The following is a 17,669-nucleotide window of genomic DNA, read 5'->3' as shown; positions in this document are numbered from 1 at the left end:
AGGGTTCAGGCAGCTGTGCAGCGCCCACTCCACGCCCTCGCTCATCTTCATATTCTGGACCATACATATCCAGAATAGAGCGCGCAAGGAACGAGCCGGGGAGAAGCCCGTTCAGTCCATCTCCGTCTCCTCCGCCCCGTGGGCCCCCGCCGCCAGCGCCGCCAGTCGTCCCAGCGCCTCGTCGAGGACCGCTCGCGGCGGGGACGCGAGCCCGATCCTGATCGCGTCCGGCGCCGTCCCCGTACCGTCCCGGCCGCTCACCGCGAAGGCGCCGCCCGGAGTGACCGCCACGCCCGCGCGTGCCGCGGCCGCAGCCGTGAAGGTCTCCGCCCGCCAGGGCGCGGGCAGCTCCCACCAGCAGTAGTACGCGTACGGCGAGGCCCGGACGACCTGCCCGGCGAGCCGTCGCCCGACCAGGGCGTGCCGGGCCCGCGCGTCCGCCCGCTTGGCCGCGACCACCTCGGAGACCGTCCCGTCCGCGGTCCACCGGGTCGCGGCCGCGAGGGCGAGCCCGCCCGCCGTCCAGGCCCCGGAGCGCAGGGCCGCCGCCACCACCGACCGGAACCGTCCGGGGACGACGAGATAGCCGACGGTCAGACCGGGGGCGAGGCGCTTGGAGAGGCTGTCGACGAGGAGGACCCGCTCGGGGGCGTGCGCGGCGAGCGGCGCGGGCGCGTCCGGCACGAGAAAGGCCCAGGTGGTGTCCTCGACCGCCGTCAGGTCCATGTTCCGGAGCAGCTCGGCGAGTTCGTCCCGGCGGCCCTCCCCCGCGGTCGAGGAGAGCGGGTTGTGCAGGGTGGGCTGGAGGTAGACGGCGGCCAGCGGCGCCGCCCGGTGGGCCGCCGCGAGCGCCTCGGGCCGTACCCCCTCCTCGTCCAGGGCGAGCGGTACGAGCCGGATGCCGAGCGTCTCGGCCACCGCTTTGACCAGGGGGTACGTGAGGGCCTCGACGCCCAGCCGGCCGCCGGGCGGGACGAGGGCGGAGAGGGCGGCGGCGATGGCCTGCCGGCCGTTCCCGGCGAAGAGCACGCTCTCGGGGTCGGGCGCCCAGCCGGGCCGGGCGAGCACGGCCGCCGCCGCGTCACGGGCCTCCGGGGTGCCGGTGGCGGCGGCCGGCCGGGAGACGGCCTCGGCCAGGACGTCGGACCGGGCGAGGGACGCGAGGGCACGGGCCATCAGCTCCGACTGCCCTTCGACGACGGGGTAGTTGAGCTGGAGGTCGACGGGCGCGGCACCGGTCGCCTCGGCGAGCGCGGGCCCCGGCAGCGGGGGTGCGGCCCGGACGAAGGTGCCGCGCCCGACCTCCCCGACGACGAGGCCGCGCCGGGCGAGCTCGCCGTACACGCGGATGGCCGTCGAGTTCGCGATGGCGTGCCGGCGGGCGAAGACGCGCTGCGGCGGCAGCCGGTCGCCGGGGCGCAGCCGCCCGTCCCGTACGGCGGCCTCGACCCGGTCGGCGATCCTCCGGTACTCCTCCATGCCGCCCCCACCCTCCCCGACCGATTGCACCGAGAGCAAAGATCTTATTGCACCGAGAAGTTGTGGCTGCCTAGCCTGCGGACATGCACATCACCCGTACCGTCAACGCCGAGATCCACTACGAGGACAGGGGCGACGGCCCCGCCCTCCTCCTCGTCCACGGACACCCGTTCGACCACACGATGTGGCAGCCCCAGCTCGATCACTTCTCGCACACCCACCGCGTGATCGCCCCGGACCTGCGCGGCTACGGCGCCACCCCGCTCGGCGCGCACCCCGACTCGACCGACCTCGGTGTCTTCGCCGAGGACCTCACCGACCTCCTGGACGACCTGGGGATCCACGACTGCGTCCTCGCCGGCCTCTCCATGGGCGGCCAGATCGCCATGGAGCTCTACCGCCGCCACCCGGAGCGCGTCCGGGGCCTCGTCCTCGCCGACACCTTCCCCGCCGCCGAGACCGACGAGGGCAAGGCCGCAAGGAACGCCATGGCCGACCGGCTGACCGCGGGCGGCGCGGAGGCGATGCGCGGGTACGCCGACGAGGTCCTCGACCGGATGGTGGCCCCCTACAACACCCACGCCGCCCCGCACGTGCACCGCATGATGTGCGCGACCGACCCGGTCGGCGCGGCGGCCGCGCTGCGGGGCAGGGCCGAGCGCCCGGACTACCGGAAGACGCTGACGACGGTCCCGTTCCCCGCGCTCGTCGTGGTCGGCCGGGACGACTCGTACACCCCGGTCGCGGACGCGGAGGACATGCACGCACTCCTCCCCCACTCCACGCTCGCCGTGATCGAGCAGGCCGCGCACCTGCCGAACCTGGAGCGCCCCGCCGAGTTCAACGCCGTACTGGAGAACTACCTCCGCTCACTCGTACGGCCCAGCTGAACGTTCGGAACGGCGCGAACGCTCCGACGATGGGTCCATGAGCCAGAACACGGCACCACCCCGCAGGCCCACGTCCTCCTCCGCCGCCTGGGCGAGCGGCGGCACGCTCTTCGCGGGCGTCCTCATGCTCGTCACCGGCTTCATGGACGTCCTCCAGGGCATCGCAGGCATCGCCGAGGACGACGTCTACACCCGCGTCGGCGACTACGTCTTCAAGTTCAACCTCACCACCTGGGGCTGGATCCATCTGATCCTCGGCATCGTGGTCGCGATCGCCGGCTTCGGGATCCTCAAGGGAGCGGAGTGGGGCCGGGTAGCCGGTATCGCGCTGGCGTCCCTGAACATCCTGCTGCAGTTCCTGTTCCTGCCGTACCAGCCGTGGTGGGCGCTGTTCTCGATGGCCATCTCGGTCTTCGTGATCTGGGCGCTCGCGACGGACGAGGCGTACGGCCGGGAAGAGACGTTCTGAGGGGCCGGCGGACGATGAGACGCACGAAGGCGGCGGCCCTGTCCCTGGCCGCCACCACCGCGCTCGCCCTCACGGTCACCGGGTGCGACACCGTCAAGGAGACGGCCGGCGGCATCGTCTCCACCGCCACGGCGGCCGTCGCCTCGGCCGCCGAGGAGAAGATGAACGAGGTCAAGGACGGGGTGAAGGCCACCGGCGACGTGAAGGCCGGGCCGACGAGCACCGAAGGGGACCGGACGGTCGCCGAGATCACCGCGACCAACCCGGAGGACAAGAACGCCGACTACACGGTCATGGTCACCTTCCGGGACGCGAACGGGAACTTCCTCGACTCGGTCGTCCTGAGCATCGACGGAGTGGAACCCGGGAAGTCCAAGACCGGTACGGCACGCAGCAATCGGACGCTCTCGGGCGAACCGACGGCGGAGATCGCGCAGGCCCTGAGACACTGACGGGGTGGACCGAGTCCAGACCGCGGAGCACGGGGAGACGGCGGAACCCGTGAACAGCAGCCCCGCCGAAGCGACCCCCGAGCCGACACCCCGGCCGGCCCCCGGGCCGACCCCCGGATCGGCCTCCGGGCCGGTCCCCGATCCGCAGCCCCTGCGGCCCAGGCACCGCGTCACGGCCTGGGCCGCGGGGCTGCTCATGGTGGTACCCGCCCTGGTCACGGCCTGCCGCGCCCTCGACACGGACGCGATGACCCCCGTCCCCCAGCTCCTCTCGATCCTCCCCTGGCTCACGGTCCCCGCGGCCCTCGCCCTGCTCCTCGCCGCCGTGACCCGGCGCCGGGTGCTGACCTTCGTGACGGTCCTGGTCCTGGGCGCGACCGCCTGGAGCACCGTGCCGTACATGCCGCAGACCGTCATCTCGTACGGGCTGCCGCTGGCGCGGGTGAAGGTCATCGCGGCGAACGTCGAATTCGGCCAGGGGACCGCGTCGTTGGCCGAGGCGGTGCGGCGGGAACGCCCCCAGCTCGTGTTCGTGTCGGAATGCGACCGCGCCTGCCGGTCCACCCTCACCGGGACCTTCGCCGAGGCGCTGCCCCACTACGCCTCCGTCGAGGGAGAGGGGTCGGTCGGCTCGATCCTGCTGAGCTCGTACCCGTTGCGCGACTGGCGGATGATCCCGGCGGCCATGGGCATGCCCGGTGCCACGGCGGAGATCGCGGGCGTGCCGGTACGGCTCCAGCTGACGCACCCGCTGCCGCCGGTACCGGGACAGGTGCACCTGTGGAAGCGGGAACTGGGGCGGGTGAGGGACACCGTCGCGGCGCGGCCCACCGGACCCATGCTGGTCGCGGGCGACTTCAACGCCTCGCAGGACCACGCGGCGTTCCGCGAGATCCTCGCGGCCGGCGGGCTCCAGGACGCGGCGCGACGGGCGCATCAGAGCCGCACGCCGACCTGGCCGGAGGAGGGCCCGCCCCTGCCGCCGTTCGTCCAGATCGACCACGTCCTGGTGAGGGACTTCAGCGTCCGCGAGGTCCGCTTCCTGAACCTCGCGGGCTCCGACCACCGGGCGGTCCTCGCGGATCTCGACCTGCGCGGGCCGCGCTGATCGGCGACGCTGGAGGACATGGAGAACGAGGAGATCCTGGACGACATCGGCGCCCTCGTCGAGGAGGAACGCGCCCTACGGCAGCGCACGGGCGGCCTCCTCCCGGAGGAACTCGCCCGGCTGTCGGAACTGGAGGTCCGGCTGGACCAGTGCTGGGACCTGCTGCGGCAGCGGAGGGCGAAGGCGGAATTCGGCGAGGACCCGGACACGGCGGCCCTCCGCCCGGCCACCGAGGTCGAGTCCTACCGCAACTGACGTCCCCCACGACGCGCGGCGGTACCGTGCGCGCCGCTGCCGCGCGACGTCGTCACGCGGTCCCTCGACGTCTTCACCGGCCTAGGCCGAAAGAACCAGGAGAGGCACCGCACCCAGCCCGAGGCCGCGGCACGCCACCCTGCGTAGGGTCGGGATCATGACGAGTCACGACGAGACCCCGCAGGACTCCGCCCCTCCGCCGGACGTCGACGCGTATCTCGCCCGCACCGGCTGGACCGGGGAGCGGCGGGCGGACGGCGCGACGCTCCGGTCGCTGCACCGCGCCCATCTGTACGGCATCCCCTTCGAGAACCTGGACCCGATCGGCGGTTCGGCCCCCTCCCTCGCGCTGCCGGACCTTGAGGCGAAGCTGGTCCGCGGCGGCCGGGGCGGCTACTGCTACGAACACAACACGCTGCTGGCCGCCGTCCTCGCGGCCTTCGGCTTCGGCGTCACGCGCCTGGCCGCGCGGGTCGAGCTCGGCGCCCGCGGCGCGATCCGGCCGCGGACCCACATGCTGCTGCTCGTCGACGTGCCGGGCGAGCCGGACCCGTACCTGGCGGACGTCGGCTTCGGCGCCACCGGAGCGCTGCTCGAAGCGGTCCCGCTGGTCGCGGACACCGAGTTCCGGGCCGCGAACCGCCGGCACCGCCTGGTCCACCGGCCGCACCACGGGCCCCTGGAGCTGTGGGTGCTCCAGGCGTACGAGGACGACGAGTGGACCGATCAGTACGCGTTCACCCTGGAGCCGTACGAGGCCCCGGACTTCGAGGTCATCAACTGGCACGTCGCGACCAACCCCCGCTCCCCGTTCTCCCACCTCCTGTACGTCCAGCGCGCGACACCGGACGGCCATCTCGCCCTCAGCGGCCGCCACCTCGTCGAGACCGGCGCGGACGGCTCCCGCAAGGAGCGGGAACTCTCCGGCCGCGACGAGATCACCCGGGTGCTGACCACCGAGTTCGGCATCGCGGTACCGGACGGACTGCCGCTGGACGCACCCTCCGGCTGACCTCCCGCAGGGGCTCCCCGGGAAGGTCGGCGCGCGGACGGGGGCCCTCGGCGGCAGCGACGTAGGTTAGGCGCATGGCACGCCCCGCTCGGCCCGTACGGCTCTCCCCGCCCGCCTGGCTCACCGCCGGGTTCAAGCCCGCGCCCACCCCCATCCCCTGGGCCGCCGTCGGGCGCGCCGCCGTCGCCCTGTCCGCGCCGCTCGCCGTCGGGCTGGCCGCCGGGCAGCCGGCCTACGGGGCGCTCGTGTCCATGGGCGCGCTCTCCGGGGTCATCGGCGACACCGCCGACGCCTACCGGATGCGGATCCTCAACATCGCCGTGCCACAGCTCTTCGGGGCCGTCGGAGTCACCCTCGGGACCCTCGTCTTCGGGCACGGCTGGGTCGCCGTCGCCGTCCTCACGCTCGTCGCGCTCGTCTCCGGGATGATCTCCTCGATCGGCGCCGTCGCCTCCGTCTCCGGGCTGCTCCTGCTCCTCAACGCCGTCGTCGGGGCCGGGCTCCCCATGCCCGACCCGTGGTGGAAGGCGCCTCTGCTGCTGGGCCTCGGCGGGCTGTTCGTCCTCGCCCTCACCCTGCTCGGCTGGCCCTTCCGCCGCGCCGCGCCCGAGCGGTCCGCCGTCGCCGCGACCTACCGTTCCGTCGCCGAGCTGTACGAGGCCACCGGCACCCCCGCGTACGACGAGAAGCGGCAGGCCGTCACCGCCTCCCTCAACCAGTCCTACGACCTCGTCCTCGCCCGCCGCGCCCGCCAGCACGGCCGCGCGCCCAACCTCGTCCGGCTGCTCGCGCAGCTGAACGTCGCCGTCCCGCTCGTCGAGGCCGCCCCCGCCGCCCATCTCCGCGCCCGGCTCCACGGCCCGCTGTCCGCCACGATCCCCGCGGCCGTGCGCGAACTCGCCGACGCCGTGGAGGAGGGTCGCACCGGGGCACCCGTACTGGATCTGCCGACGCCCGAGCGGCCCGCCGAGAAGGCCGTCGACCACGCCCTGCGGTACGCCGCCGCCGTCGTCCACAAGGCCGAGCCCGACGTTCACAACGTCGACGACCGGCTGGGCCGCCCCGCCGCGCTCCGGGTCCGTGTCCGCCGGGCCGGCCGCGCCGTCCTGTTCTCCGAGGCGTCCTGGCGGTACGGGCTCCGGCTCGCCCTGTGCATCGGGCTGGCGCAGGCGCTCGTCTCGCTGATCCCCGTCCCCCGCTCGTACTGGGTCGCGCTGACCGTCACCTTCGTCCTGAAGCCCGACTTCGGCTCGGTCTTCTCCCGCGCCGTGCTCCGCGCCCTGGGCACCGCCGCCGGGCTCCTCCTCGCCGCTCTCGTGCTCGCCGAGGTGCCGCGCGGATGGTGGGACGTGCCCGTGATGTGCGTGCTCGCCGCCCTCATCCCGGCCTTCTCCGCGAAGGGGTACGCGTTCCAGACGGCGGCCATCACCCCGGTGATCCTGCTGCTCTCCGACACCCTCAACCAGCAGGGCTTCGACCTCGTCATGCCCCGCCTGTACGACTCCCTCATCGGCTGCGCCATCGCGCTGATCGCCGGCTATCTCCTCTGGCCGGAGTCCTGGCACTCCCGGATCGGCGACCGGCTCGCGGACGCCGTCGCCGACACCGCCGCCTATGTGACCTGCGCGTTCGGGGGGATCGAGGGCCAGGGCGGGCGGCTGCGCGCCCGGCGGAAGCTCTACCGCGATCTCTCCACCGTCCGTTCCGAGTTCCAGCGCGCCCTGACCGAGCCCCCGCCGACCGGGACCCGCGCCGCCGCCTGGTGGCCGCTCGTCGTCGCCGTCGAGCGGATCGTGGACGCCACGACCGCCGCCCGGATCAGGGTCGACCACGGCGCCCCCGGCCCCGATCCCGCCGAGGTCGCCGCCGTCGAGCGGGAGCTGCGGGAACTCGCCTCGGGGATCCGGGAGTCGGAGACCCTCGTCGAGGTCCGCAGCGAGCTTCCGGGCGACGAGAACGGAGTCCTCGCACCCCTCCGCCAGGAGGTCGGCGCGGCCCGCGCCATCGCCGGTCCCGACCTGCGGTAAACCTTCCCCCGGGGGCGTACGGGAGGACTTACCGGCGGTCACGGAACGGAACCCTCCCCACCGCCGTTACCCGGAGCCATCCGGGCGACTACGATGCGCTCGATCTCACCGTGATCCGCGCCCGCCGCCGTCGGCAACCGGCCCGGCGGACGGGCCACTTCGTCCTGCCCCACCCCCCGCGCCCCGAGGACACCGCCATGCGCACCACCACGAACAGAGGGCTCCAGCCCAATGTCCTCGGTACCTTCGACACGATCGTGATGGCCGTCGCCGGCAGCGCCCCCGCCTACTCGATGGCGGCGACCACCGCCGTGCTCTTCGGCGCCGTCGGCTACGCGGGACCCGCCGCCCTGCTGTACTGCGCGATACCGATGTTCGGCATCGTCCTCGCGTACGCCCGCCTCGGGCGGATCGACGTCAACGCCGGTGCCGGCTACTCCTGGGTGGGCCGCACCCTCCACCCGTTCCTCGGCTTCCTGTCCGGCTGGGCCCTGGTCTTCGCCGCCACCGTCTTCATGGTGGCCGGTTCGCTGCCCGCCGGTTCCCTCACGCTCGCCCTGATCGACCGGGACCTCGCCGACAGCACCCCGCTCGCCGCGGCCGTCGGCGCCGGCTGGTTCCTGATGATGCTGCTCGTGGTCCTGGGCGGCGCCCGGCTGACCGTGCGCGCCCAATTGATCATGTCCGGGGTCGAGATGCTGATCCTGGTCGGCTTCATCCTGGCGGCCGTGGCGCACCGCGGGCGGGCCACCGCCTTCGACTGGTCCTGGTTCGGCCTCGGCCAGTTCGACGGGCCGGCGGGCTTCGCCGCGGGCGCGCTGGTCGCCGCGTTCTACTACTGGGGCTGGGACGTCACCAGCAACCTCAGCGAGGAGACCCGGAACAGCCGCCGCACCGCGGGACTCGCCGCGCTCGTCGGCGTCGGCTTCGTCTTCCTCCTCTTCGTCGCCGTCACCGTCGTCGTCAACGTGCTGCTGAGCGCGGAGGAGATCCGTACCGCGGGACCCAACGTCCTGGCCGTCATCGGCCAGGAGGTCTGGCCCGGGGTCGGCGGGAAACTCCTCGTCGTCGCCGTCCTGCTGTCCACCGTCGCCACCCTGGAGACCACGCTCCTCCAGGTCACCCGCTCGCTCTTCGCGATGGGCCGCGACCGGACCCTGCCGTCCGCGCTCGGCACCGTGCACCGCCGCTGGAACACCCCGTGGGTCGCGATCGCCGCCGTCGGCGGCGCCGCCCTGGTGCTCTTCGCGGCCGCCGCGGCCGCCGGTTCGGTGCAGCAGATCCTCCGCGACGCCGTCTCCGCGATCGGGCTGCAGATCGCGTTCTACTACGGCCTCGCGGGCATCGCCGCCGTCGTCGCCTACAAGTCGGTCCTCCTCCGCTCCGTACGGAACCTGTTGCTCGGCGGCGTCTGGCCGCTGCTCGGCTCCGCGTTCATGCTCTGGACCTTCGTCGAATCGCTCGGCGAGCTCTCCACCACCGCCCTCACGATCGGCCTCGGCGGCCTGCTCCTCGGTGTCGTCCCGCTGCTCGTGTACTGGCGCAGGGGCAGCGACTACTACCGCCCGGCCCGCCTGGACGCCGCCCGCGCGATGGCGGCCGCGGAGGGCTCGGGCCCGGCCACGCGCGCGCGAAGCGGAACCAGGGACAAGAGCTACGCAACGGATTTCTGATCCCGGCCGTCATCCGGAGCACAGAGCCACGAGCACGGGAACACAAGCGATTCACCACTTCTGACGGCAGCCGAACCCGAAGGAGGCCCCCGATGGCCGTACGCCGCCGCTCCGCGCGCTCGGCACGTCAGGAGCGCTTCGCGCCCGACTTCGACCCGGACTTCGGGGACCGCGCCCTGACCGAGGCGCGCCACGACATCGTCATCGGCCGCTGGCAGGGCGTACGGGACCTGCTCGCCGCCACCGGGGACCACTGGGCGCGCCGCACCCACCGGCTGCGGCTCCTCTCGCACGCGGCCGCGGGCAGCTCCACCGTGGAGACCTGGCGGGCCGCCGAGCCGGGCAACCCCGACGCGGCCGTGCTGCGGGCCGCGACCGAGGTGGTGCGGGTCTTCGACGCGGCCATCGCGGCCGGCCGGGGCGCGGCCGTCGAGCGGGGCCGGATCGACGCCGCCGTCGACGCCTGCCGTGGCGCGGCCGAGGCGGCGCCCGCCGACCCGATGCCCTGGGTGTCACTGCTCTCGGTGGCCCGGCTGTACGAGGGCGGGGTGCCGCGCCGCGAACTGCGGCACTGGTTCGACGAGCTGCGGCGCCGGGACCCGTACAACACGGAGGGGCACATCCAGGTGCTGCGCTACTGGTCGGCGCGGTGGCACGGGACGCACGGCAGCATGTACGACTTCGCGCGGGACGCGGCGGGGGTGGCACCGCCCGGCTCCCCGCTGCCCGTACTCGTGCAGGTGGCCCGGGTGGAGGAGTACCGGTACATCGCGGACGGGGCGCTCGGCCGGGGCCCGGTGCGCGGCTTCGACCAGCACTGGAAGCACGAGCTCGCGGTGACGGAACTGCGGCGCACCCACGCGCGGTGGATCGGCGGCCGCGATCCGGCGGCGCCGGTGGCGCCGGAAGAGGTCGGCGACCTGAACTTCCTCGTGCACGCGGCCTGTTACGCGGGTCAGGTGGAGATCGCGCGGGAACTGCTCGGCATGCTCGGAACACGGGCGGCGTGGGTGCCGTGGGCGTACACCGGGGACCCCGAGGAGCAGTTCGTACGGTTCAGGGAGGGCCTGGGGGTGGAGTGAGCGAGCACCCCACCCCCGGGACGCTTCCGCGCTACATGCCGATGTCGCGACCGTCCGTACGCCACACGGCGACGACCGACGGGCGGACGACCTTGCCGGGTCCGTCGGGCCACTCCGACTTCGGGTTCTCGACGGAGGCGCCGTCGATCTCGCCCGGGTGCTGCACGGCCACCAGGACACGGCGGTCCTGGATGATCGGGCCGCAGGTCTCGGCGCCCTTGGGCACGGTCAGGAACTGCTTGAGCTCACCGCGGCGCTCGCCCTGCGTGGCGACGCCGAACAGGCCGTCGTGCGAGCCGAGCTGGGCACCGTCCGTGGAGATCCACAGGTTGCCGTGCGGGTCGAAGGCCACGTTGTCCGGGCAGGAGATCTGGGAGACCTTCTCCTTGGGGTAGCCCGCGAAGTAGGTGGCCGGATCGTTCGGGTCACCGGCGACCAGGAAGAGACGCCACGCGAAACCGTCGGAGGACGGGTCGTCCCAGTTCTCGGCGAGCTCCAGGATCTGCCCGTGCTTGTTGAGGTTGCGCGGGTTGGCCTCGTCGGCGCCGGCCTTGCCGGGCTTGCCGCGGTCGGTGTTGTTGGTGAGCGCGACGTAGACGCGACCGGTGCGCGGGGACGGCTCGACGTCCTCGGGGCGGTCCATCTTGGTGGCGCCGACCTTGTCACCGGCGAGGCGGGTGAAGACGTACACCTCCTCGGCGGTCATGCCGGGGACGTGCGAGACGTCGCCGGTGGCGAGCGGGATCCACACGCCGGAGCCGTCGAACTCACCGTCGGTGGGGTGCTTGCCGGTGCCGTCGATCTCGGCGGCCGGGGAGTCGCCGGTCAGCTTGGCGACGTACAGCGTGCCCTCGTCGAGCAGGGTGAGGTTGTGCTCGCGGGCGGCCCGCGAGTTCCCCTTCTTCATCCGCTTGCTGGAGACGAACTTGTAGAAGTAGTCGAACCGCTCGTCGTCGCCCATGTAGACGACCGGACGGCCGTCGGCGGTCAGACGGGGCTGCGCGGCCTCGTGCTTGAAGCGGCCGAGCGCGGTGCGCTTGCGGGGGGTGGAGTCGGGGTCGTACGGGTCGAGCTCGACGACCCAGCCCTGGCGGTGGACCTCGTTGGGCTCCTGCTTGAGGTCGAAGCGCTTGTCGAACCGCTCCCACTTGCGCTCGGTGGCACCGCTGCCGACGCCGTAGCGCTTGTCGGTGGCGCTGGAGCCGTTGGCGAAGTACTGGTTGAAGTTCTCCTCGCCGTGGAGGGTGGTGCCCCACGGGGTGGTGCCGCCGGCGCAGTTGTTGAGCGTGCCGAGGACGGTACGGCCCTCGGGGTCGGCGGAGGTCTTCAGGAGGTCGCTGCCGGCGGCGGGGCCGGTCAGCTCGAACTCGCTCGTCGTGTGGAGACGACGGTTGAGGTGGTGGCGGGAGACCGGGGAGAGCTTGCCCGTGCGGTGCTCCTCCTGGACGACGACGACCGAGAGGCCGTGCGCGGCCCAGGCGATCTCGACCTGCTCGCGGGTCGGGTTGGCGGCGTCGTAGTTGCGGAACATCAGGACTTCGTCGGTGTACTCGTGGTTCGCGACGAGGACCTGGCGGTCGCGCTCCCCGCGCAGCGGCAGCAGGGAGAGGAAGTCGTTGTTGTAGCCGAACTGGCCGGCCTGGGCCTTCGCCGTCTGCTTCTCGGAGTCGAAGGCCGGGGCGCCGCGGAGGATGGGCTCGCCCCAGCGGATGACCACGTTCTGCGAGTAACCGGAGGGGACGGTCACCTTGTCGGCGGTGTTGGGCGCGACGGGGGTGAAGCGGAGACCGCGGGCGCCGTCGGCCTTGCCGGAGCCGTGGCCGGCGCCGTGACCGTGGCCGAACGTCTCCTGGCCGGCGACGGCCTCGGGCGCGTTGCCGAGCGCGATGGCGCTGCCGGCGGCGGAGGCGACCGTCACGACGGCGGCGGCGCGGAGGGCCGAACGGCGGGAGAGGACACCGGCTATGACGTCGCCGGCGTACTCGTTGTCGCTGGTGTTGGGAACCTCGTGGAAGCAGGCGTCACCACAGCGGTAACGGCAGGTGAGAGCGGAACGTCCGCCTCCGTGGGGGTTCGTGCTCAGCAGCGGCAGCAGTTTGCGCACTTCGTCCTCCTCCGGCGCACACTGCGCCGACATGGTGTCGGGTAAACCTTCGGCGGCGACGCTATGTGCGCACATCTGCACGGGGACGGCGACCGGGTGAACGACGAATGAATGCACGGCAACCGGGGGCGACCGGGTCGCCGAGGAGGGGAGGGGTGGCCGCTAACCTTACGTGTCCGCCCTGGCCAGGGATGAACGTCCCGAAACACCCAGTACGGACATTCACACGCACCCCACTCATGCGAAAGGGTTCGCCCATGGGTATTCGGAGCATGCTGCGCAAGGTGTTCGGCCGAGACCGCGAGGAATCCCCGGCGACCTCCGTCGTCCCGCCCCAGACGCGTGAGACCACGTCGACGGCGACGGCGACGGCTCCGCCTTCGGAGACGGTCACGGCCGAGGCGACGGTCGGGGCCGCGTCCGCGGCGACGACGACTCCGGCCAGGGCCACGGCGTCGTCCGGGTCCGGGTCCACGGACACCTCGGAGGCGGTGGCGCGCCGGGCGGCGGACGACTTGGTCGCCGCGTCGTTCGACAACCCGCAGATCCCGCGGGCCCGGGCGAAGACGCCGTCGGCCCCGCCGGAGACGCCGACCGCCGAGGCGGAGACGCCTGCCGCCACGGTGAAGGTGCCGGCGGAGACCCCCGCCGCTGAGGCGGAGACGCCTGCCGCCGACGCTGAGGTGACGACCGAGGCAGAGACGCCCGCCGCCGACGCTGAGGTGCCGACCGAGGCAGAGACGCCCGCCGCCGAGGCGGAGGTGACGACCGAGGCAGAGACGCCCGCCGCCGACGCTGAGGTGACGACCGAGGCAGAGACGCCTGCCGCTGAGGCTGAGGTGACGACCGAGGCAGAGACGCCCGCCGCCGACGCTGAGGTGACGACCGAGGCGGAGACGCCTGCCGCTGAGGCTGAGGTGACGACCGAGGCGGAGACGCCTGCCGCCGACGCTGAGGTGACGACCGAGGCGGACGTCGAGTCGACGGACGCCACCGCGACCGCCGACGCCCCGGCCGAGCCGGAGGCGGCGGCGGCCGCCGACGAGGAGTCGGAGACCGCCCCCGTCGCCGAGGCGACCGACGTTCCCGCGGCGGAGGCCGAACCCGCCCCTCAGGAGCAGGACACGGCCCCCGTGGCCGTCACGACGGAGCCGCAGGCCGACGAGGCCGTCCAGGCCGAGGCAGAGGCGTCCGCCACCGCCGAGCCCGAGGCGGAGCCGGAGGCGTCCGCCGACGTGGCGGAGGAGTCGGAGACCGCCCCCGTCGCCGACGACACGACCACGGCGTCGGAGACCACCGAGGAGCCGCAGGCGGAGCAGGCGGCGCCGGAGGCGACCGCCACCGCCGAGGCCGAGGCCGACGCGGCGGAGGCGCAGGCCGCCGAGCCCGAGGCGGAGCCGCAGGCCGCCGAGGCCGTCGTCGCCGAGGCGCCCGCGCCCGCCCCGGAGCCGGAGTTCGCCGCTGCCGCGGCGGAGGCCGGCGCGGCCGCCGAGACCGCTCCCGCGCCCGCCGCCGAGGTTCCGGCCGAGTCGGAGGAGGTCACCGTCCCGGCCTCCGGCGACGGCCTCCCGCCGCACCTGGCCGACGCCCACGCCGCCGCCGCCGCGCAGCTGAAGGCGCAGGGCCTCGCCGGGGCCCGGGCCGCCGTGTACCTCGTGGTCGACCGTTCCGGGTCGATGCGCGGGTACTTCAAGGACGGGTCCGTGCAGCGGCTCGCCGAGCAGGTGACCGCGCTCGCGGCGCACCTCGACGAGAACGCCACCGTCACGACCGTGTTCTTCTCGACGGACATCGACGGGACGGTCGACCTGACCCCGGCCGACCTCACGCCGACCCGTATCGACGAGGTCAACTCCACCCTCGGGCGCCTGGGCCGGACCAACTACCACCGCGCCGTGGAGGAGGTCCTCGCCCACCACGAGAAGGCCGACCCGACCCGTACCGCCCTGGTCGTCTTCCAGACGGACGGCGCGCCGGAGTCGAAGACCGCCGCCACCCAGGCCCTGGCCGAGGCGGCGGAGCGTCCGCTGCACTGGCGGTTCGTCGTCTGGGGCGAGGAGGACAACAAGGCCTTCGACTTCGTCCGGAAGCTCGACGGCACTCCTCGTACCGGCACGTTCTTCGCGGGCACGGCGCCGTCCGGGACCGCGCACGCGGACTTCTACGGCGGCCTGCTCGCGGGCCTGGAGTTCTGAGGGTCCGACGAGGAGTTCCACGGCGCGGGCCGGGTCCGGGATCTTCCCGGACCCGGCCCGCGGGCGTGTGCCCGGCAGAATCCTTTTGTCTTCCTGTGCTGCATTCGGGTGATATTCAGCATTCGCCGAGTTTCGCCCCACCTAAGATCCATTCCTGTGACTGACAGTCAACATCCCTCCCCCGCACCGGACATGACCCACGCCGCCGACGTGGTCGTGCTCGGCGCGGGCCCCGCCGGGCTGGTGCTCGGAAACCTTCTCCTGCGCAGCGGCGTCGACTGTGTCGTCCTGGAGCGGGCGAGCCGCGAGCACGTGCAGCAGCGGGCGCGGGCGGGTTTCCTCGCCCCGCACACCGCGCGGGTGCTGGCCCGGCACGGCCTCGACGAGGGGCTGCGGAAGCGCGGGCAGGATCACGGCGTCTGCGAGTTCCGCACCGAGGGCGGGCGGTTCCGCCTCGACTACAGCCGGCTCGGCAAGGGCGAGCCGCACACCGTCTATCCGCAGCACGAACTGGTGACCGATCTCGTCCGGCTCTTCCTCGCGTCCGGCGGGCGGATCCGCTTCGACACCGAGGCAGTCGAGGTGACCGGACTCGACGGACCGCGCCCCTCGGTGACCGTACGGGAGCCGGACGGCCGTACGGCGCACTGGCGGGCCCGGTACGTCGCCGCCTGCGACGGACGGTACGGAGCGGGACGCCGCTCGCTGCCGCCCGGCGCGGTACGGCACCACCACAGGGACCACGGGGTCTCGTGGCTCGGGCTGCTGGCCGAGGCGCCCCCGAGCCTCGACGCCGTCGGATACGCCACGCACGCCCGGGGATTCGCGGGTCACATGGCGCGCTCGCCCGAGGTCACCCGGTACTACCTCCAGTGCCCGCGCGGCACGGTGCCGGACGACTGGTCCGACGAGCGGGTGTGGGACGAGCTCGGCCTGCGGCTGCGGGCCGAGGAGTTCGGGCCGCTGAGGCGGGGGCGGATCCTGCAGCGGACGGTGGTCGACTTCGAGTCGGACGTCCTCGAACCGCTGCGTCACGGACCCCTGTTCCTCGTCGGTGACGCCGCGAGTCTGATCAGCCCCTCCGCCGCGAAGGGGGCCAACCTCGCCGTGCTTGAAGCCGACGTCCTCGCCCGCGCCCTCGCCGACGACCTGCTGCGCGGGGACGCCGGGGGGCTCGACCGGTACTCGGCGCGGTGCCTCGAACACATCTGGCGCGCCCAGGAGTTCTCGCACTGGATGATCCAGCTCCTCCACCGCGTGCCCGGCCCCGACGGCAGCACCTCACCCTTCCAGGAGGGGCTGCGGCGTGCCCGTATGGAGGCGCTGCGGAACTCCCGTGCCCAGCAGGACTGGTTCGCCGAGAACTACGTCGGCGTCTGACAGTCCGACCGTCCGGCCCTCCGTCCTCACGTCACGTCCTCACGTCACCTCCTCACGTCCTCACGGCCGCGAAGAGCCCCGGTCCCGCCCCGGAGACCGTGGCTCCGCCCTCCCCTGCCCGCATTCCGCCGTCCCTTCTCCTCCCCGAAGGACCCCCGCGATGACGATCACCCAGGCTCCGACCTCCGACCGCCCGACACCCGGCGATGCCGCCACCGCTACCGCTACGGACGTCGAGCGCCTGCGGGCCGCCGCCGATTTCGTACGGGAGCAGGAGACGCCCGACCTGTTGGCGCGCGTCCTGCCCGGACTCGACGGCCCCGAGCTACGGGCGACGACCGAACGGTGCCGGTTCGCGCACGCCGCGCTGCTCGTCTCCCCGCCCGGCGAACAGGCCCTCCGGGCGGGTCTGACCGCCGCCGGGCTGTCCCCGGACGGCGAGGCGCGGCCGAGCGTGGTGGTGCGGGACCGGCTGGCGGCGCGGCACGGACTGGGCGCCGGAGAGCTGGACGTGCGGATCCTCCGCCCGGAGGTGTTCGGGCCGGGCGGCGAGCGCCGTGCGGTGGAGGTGTTCGTGCTGACCGGTCCGACGGGGTCGGCGGCGGCGGTGGCGGCCGATGAGCGGACCGCGGACCGGGAGGCGCATCTGGCCTTCGACGTCGAGCGGCCGGATCCCCTGGTGCTGCGCGGGCTGCGGGCCGGCTTCCTGCGACACGGCGCGGCGCCGGACGGGGGCGGTTACAACCCGCACGAGGACGGGACCGTCTTCTACTTCGCCGCGCCCGACGAGACGAAGACGCCCTACCGGCGGGTGGAGCTGTACGCGCGCGGTGACCACCGGGACGTCCTGGCCGAGCACCTCGCCGGGCGGCGGGACTCGCATCCGGCGGAGGAGCTCCTTCGTCTGCTGACCGGGGCCTGGACGACGCAGGCGCTGGCCGCGTGCGCGGAGCTGCGGCTGCCGGAGGCGATGAGCCCGTGCACCGCGCGCGGGGCCGAGGCGCTGGCACCGGTGGTGGGGGCCCGGCCGGAGAACCTGGCGACGCTGCTGCGGTACCTCGCCATGGTGGGCGTGGTGGCCGAGGAGCCCGGCGCGCGGGGCACGTTCCGGCTGACGGAGGCGGGGCTGCTGCTGCGCGCGGACGCCGAGGGGTCGGTGCGGGCGTTGGCGCTGATGTACGGGGGGCCGTTCTACGAGTCCTTCGCCCGGCTCGTGCACACCGTGCGGACGGGGGAGCCGGGGTTCGAGGACCGGTACGGCGAGAACCACTTCGACCACTTCGCTCGTGATCCCGAGCTGGCCGACCGGTTCGACCGGTCCATGACGGCGAGCGCCCCGATGTTCGACCCGCTGCCGAAGCACCCGGTCGTCACGGCGGCGGCCGCCGCCCCCGGCGGCCGTACCGTCGTGGACATCGCCGGAGGCACCGGGGAGCTCCTCGGGCGTCTCCTCACCGCACACCCCACCCTGCGCGGGGTCCTCCTCGAACGCGCCCACGTGGTCGAGGCGGCCCGGGCCCGGCTCGACCACGTGGGCGCGTTC

General features: G+C 73.6%; 14 protein-coding genes. 12 read left to right on the top strand and 2 right to left on the bottom strand.

Annotated features, from left to right (window positions below):
- Positions 1-111: 111 nt before the first annotated feature.
- Positions 112-1,479 (bottom strand): PLP-dependent aminotransferase family protein, encoded by a 1,368-nt coding sequence (locus AOK00_RS28580; protein WP_055603133.1) that lies wholly within the window; start codon positions 1,477-1,479, stop codon positions 112-114.
- Positions 1,480-1,562: 83 nt separating this feature from the next.
- On the opposite strand from AOK00_RS28580, the gene AOK00_RS28575 reads away from it, so the two are divergent.
- The 9 genes from AOK00_RS28575 to AOK00_RS28535 all read left to right on the top strand — a co-directional run bounded on the left by AOK00_RS28575 (position 1,563) and on the right by AOK00_RS28535 (position 10,447).
- Complete coding sequence (locus tag AOK00_RS28575; protein ID WP_055603132.1) at positions 1,563-2,369, top strand: alpha/beta fold hydrolase; 807 nt, start codon at positions 1,563-1,565, stop codon at positions 2,367-2,369.
- A 37-nt stretch (positions 2,370-2,406) separates the two neighbouring features.
- On the top strand, positions 2,407-2,838 hold the full coding sequence (locus AOK00_RS28570) for a DUF7144 family membrane protein (protein WP_055603131.1): 432 nt from the start codon (positions 2,407-2,409) through the stop codon (positions 2,836-2,838).
- 14 nt (positions 2,839-2,852) lie between these two features.
- Positions 2,853-3,290, top strand: coding sequence for a hypothetical protein (locus AOK00_RS28565; RefSeq protein ID WP_173861656.1), 438 nt, complete (start codon positions 2,853-2,855; stop codon positions 3,288-3,290).
- Positions 3,291-3,294: 4 nt separating this feature from the next.
- A complete protein-coding gene (locus AOK00_RS28560) occupies positions 3,295-4,398 on the top strand; it encodes an endonuclease/exonuclease/phosphatase family protein (protein WP_107097484.1) in 1,104 nt (367 codons plus the stop codon).
- An 18-nt stretch (positions 4,399-4,416) separates the two neighbouring features.
- The gene (locus AOK00_RS28555) at positions 4,417-4,653 is read left to right on the top strand and encodes a DUF2630 family protein (RefSeq protein WP_055603130.1); all 237 of its coding nucleotides are present in this window, start codon (positions 4,417-4,419) and stop codon (positions 4,651-4,653) included.
- A 157-nt stretch (positions 4,654-4,810) separates the two neighbouring features.
- Positions 4,811-5,665, top strand: coding sequence for an arylamine N-acetyltransferase family protein (locus tag AOK00_RS28550; RefSeq protein WP_055603129.1), 855 nt, complete (start codon positions 4,811-4,813; stop codon positions 5,663-5,665).
- A 74-nt stretch (positions 5,666-5,739) separates the two neighbouring features.
- Positions 5,740-7,692 carry an FUSC family protein gene (locus AOK00_RS28545; RefSeq protein WP_055603128.1) on the top strand — a complete coding sequence of 651 codons (1,953 nt, stop codon included), beginning with the start codon at positions 5,740-5,742 and terminating at the stop codon, positions 7,690-7,692.
- 197 nt (positions 7,693-7,889) lie between these two features.
- Positions 7,890-9,365, top strand: a complete 1,476-nt coding sequence (locus AOK00_RS28540; RefSeq protein ID WP_055603135.1) for an APC family permease — start codon at positions 7,890-7,892, stop codon at positions 9,363-9,365.
- Positions 9,366-9,457: 92 nt separating this feature from the next.
- Complete coding sequence (locus tag AOK00_RS28535; RefSeq protein ID WP_055603127.1) at positions 9,458-10,447, top strand: hypothetical protein; 990 nt, start codon at positions 9,458-9,460, stop codon at positions 10,445-10,447.
- Between the two features lie 31 nt (positions 10,448-10,478).
- On the opposite strand, the gene AOK00_RS28530 is transcribed toward AOK00_RS28535, so the two are convergent.
- Entirely contained in the window at positions 10,479-12,551 is a 2,073-nt protein-coding gene (locus AOK00_RS28530; RefSeq protein WP_055603126.1) for a PhoX family protein, read from the bottom strand.
- Positions 12,552-12,808: 257 nt separating this feature from the next.
- Between AOK00_RS28530 and AOK00_RS40740 the strand changes: the two genes are divergently transcribed.
- From AOK00_RS40740 to AOK00_RS28515, 3 genes are all read left to right on the top strand, one after another.
- Positions 12,809-14,746, top strand: coding sequence for a VWA domain-containing protein (locus AOK00_RS40740; RefSeq protein ID WP_254047539.1), 1,938 nt, complete (start codon positions 12,809-12,811; stop codon positions 14,744-14,746).
- A 192-nt stretch (positions 14,747-14,938) separates the two neighbouring features.
- Positions 14,939-16,126, top strand: a complete 1,188-nt coding sequence (locus AOK00_RS28520) for a 4-hydroxybenzoate 3-monooxygenase (protein WP_173861657.1) — start codon at positions 14,939-14,941, stop codon at positions 16,124-16,126.
- A gap of 160 nt (positions 16,127-16,286) precedes the next feature.
- A partial coding sequence (locus AOK00_RS28515; RefSeq protein ID WP_055603125.1) for a methyltransferase family protein occupies positions 16,287-17,669 on the top strand: 1,383 nt, incomplete at its 3' end.

The organism is Streptomyces aureus (assembly GCF_001418135.1).
Taxonomy (GTDB): Bacteria; Actinomycetota; Actinomycetes; order Streptomycetales; family Streptomycetaceae; genus Streptomyces; species Streptomyces aureus_A.
This window is presented reverse-complemented; position numbering and strand designations above follow the sequence as displayed.

Excerpts from the sequence above, each read along its gene's own strand:
- AOK00_RS28580 (WP_055603133.1), bottom strand. The coding sequence starts at position 1,479 with ATGGAGGAGTACCGGAGGATCGCCGACCGGGTCGAGGCCGCCGTACGG.
- AOK00_RS28575 (WP_055603132.1), top strand. The coding sequence starts at position 1,563 with ATGCACATCACCCGTACCGTCAACGCCGAGATCCACTACGAGGACAGG.
- AOK00_RS28570 (WP_055603131.1), top strand. The coding sequence starts at position 2,407 with ATGAGCCAGAACACGGCACCACCCCGCAGGCCCACGTCCTCCTCCGCC.
- AOK00_RS28565 (WP_173861656.1), top strand. The coding sequence starts at position 2,853 with ATGAGACGCACGAAGGCGGCGGCCCTGTCCCTGGCCGCCACCACCGCG.
- AOK00_RS28555 (WP_055603130.1), top strand. The coding sequence starts at position 4,417 with ATGGAGAACGAGGAGATCCTGGACGACATCGGCGCCCTCGTCGAGGAG.
- AOK00_RS28550 (WP_055603129.1), top strand. The coding sequence starts at position 4,811 with ATGACGAGTCACGACGAGACCCCGCAGGACTCCGCCCCTCCGCCGGAC.
- AOK00_RS28545 (WP_055603128.1), top strand. The coding sequence starts at position 5,740 with ATGGCACGCCCCGCTCGGCCCGTACGGCTCTCCCCGCCCGCCTGGCTC.
- AOK00_RS28540 (WP_055603135.1), top strand. The coding sequence starts at position 7,890 with ATGCGCACCACCACGAACAGAGGGCTCCAGCCCAATGTCCTCGGTACC.
- AOK00_RS28535 (WP_055603127.1), top strand. The coding sequence starts at position 9,458 with ATGGCCGTACGCCGCCGCTCCGCGCGCTCGGCACGTCAGGAGCGCTTC.
- AOK00_RS40740 (WP_254047539.1), top strand. The coding sequence starts at position 12,809 with ATGGGTATTCGGAGCATGCTGCGCAAGGTGTTCGGCCGAGACCGCGAG.
- AOK00_RS28520 (WP_173861657.1), top strand. The coding sequence starts at position 14,939 with ATGACCCACGCCGCCGACGTGGTCGTGCTCGGCGCGGGCCCCGCCGGG.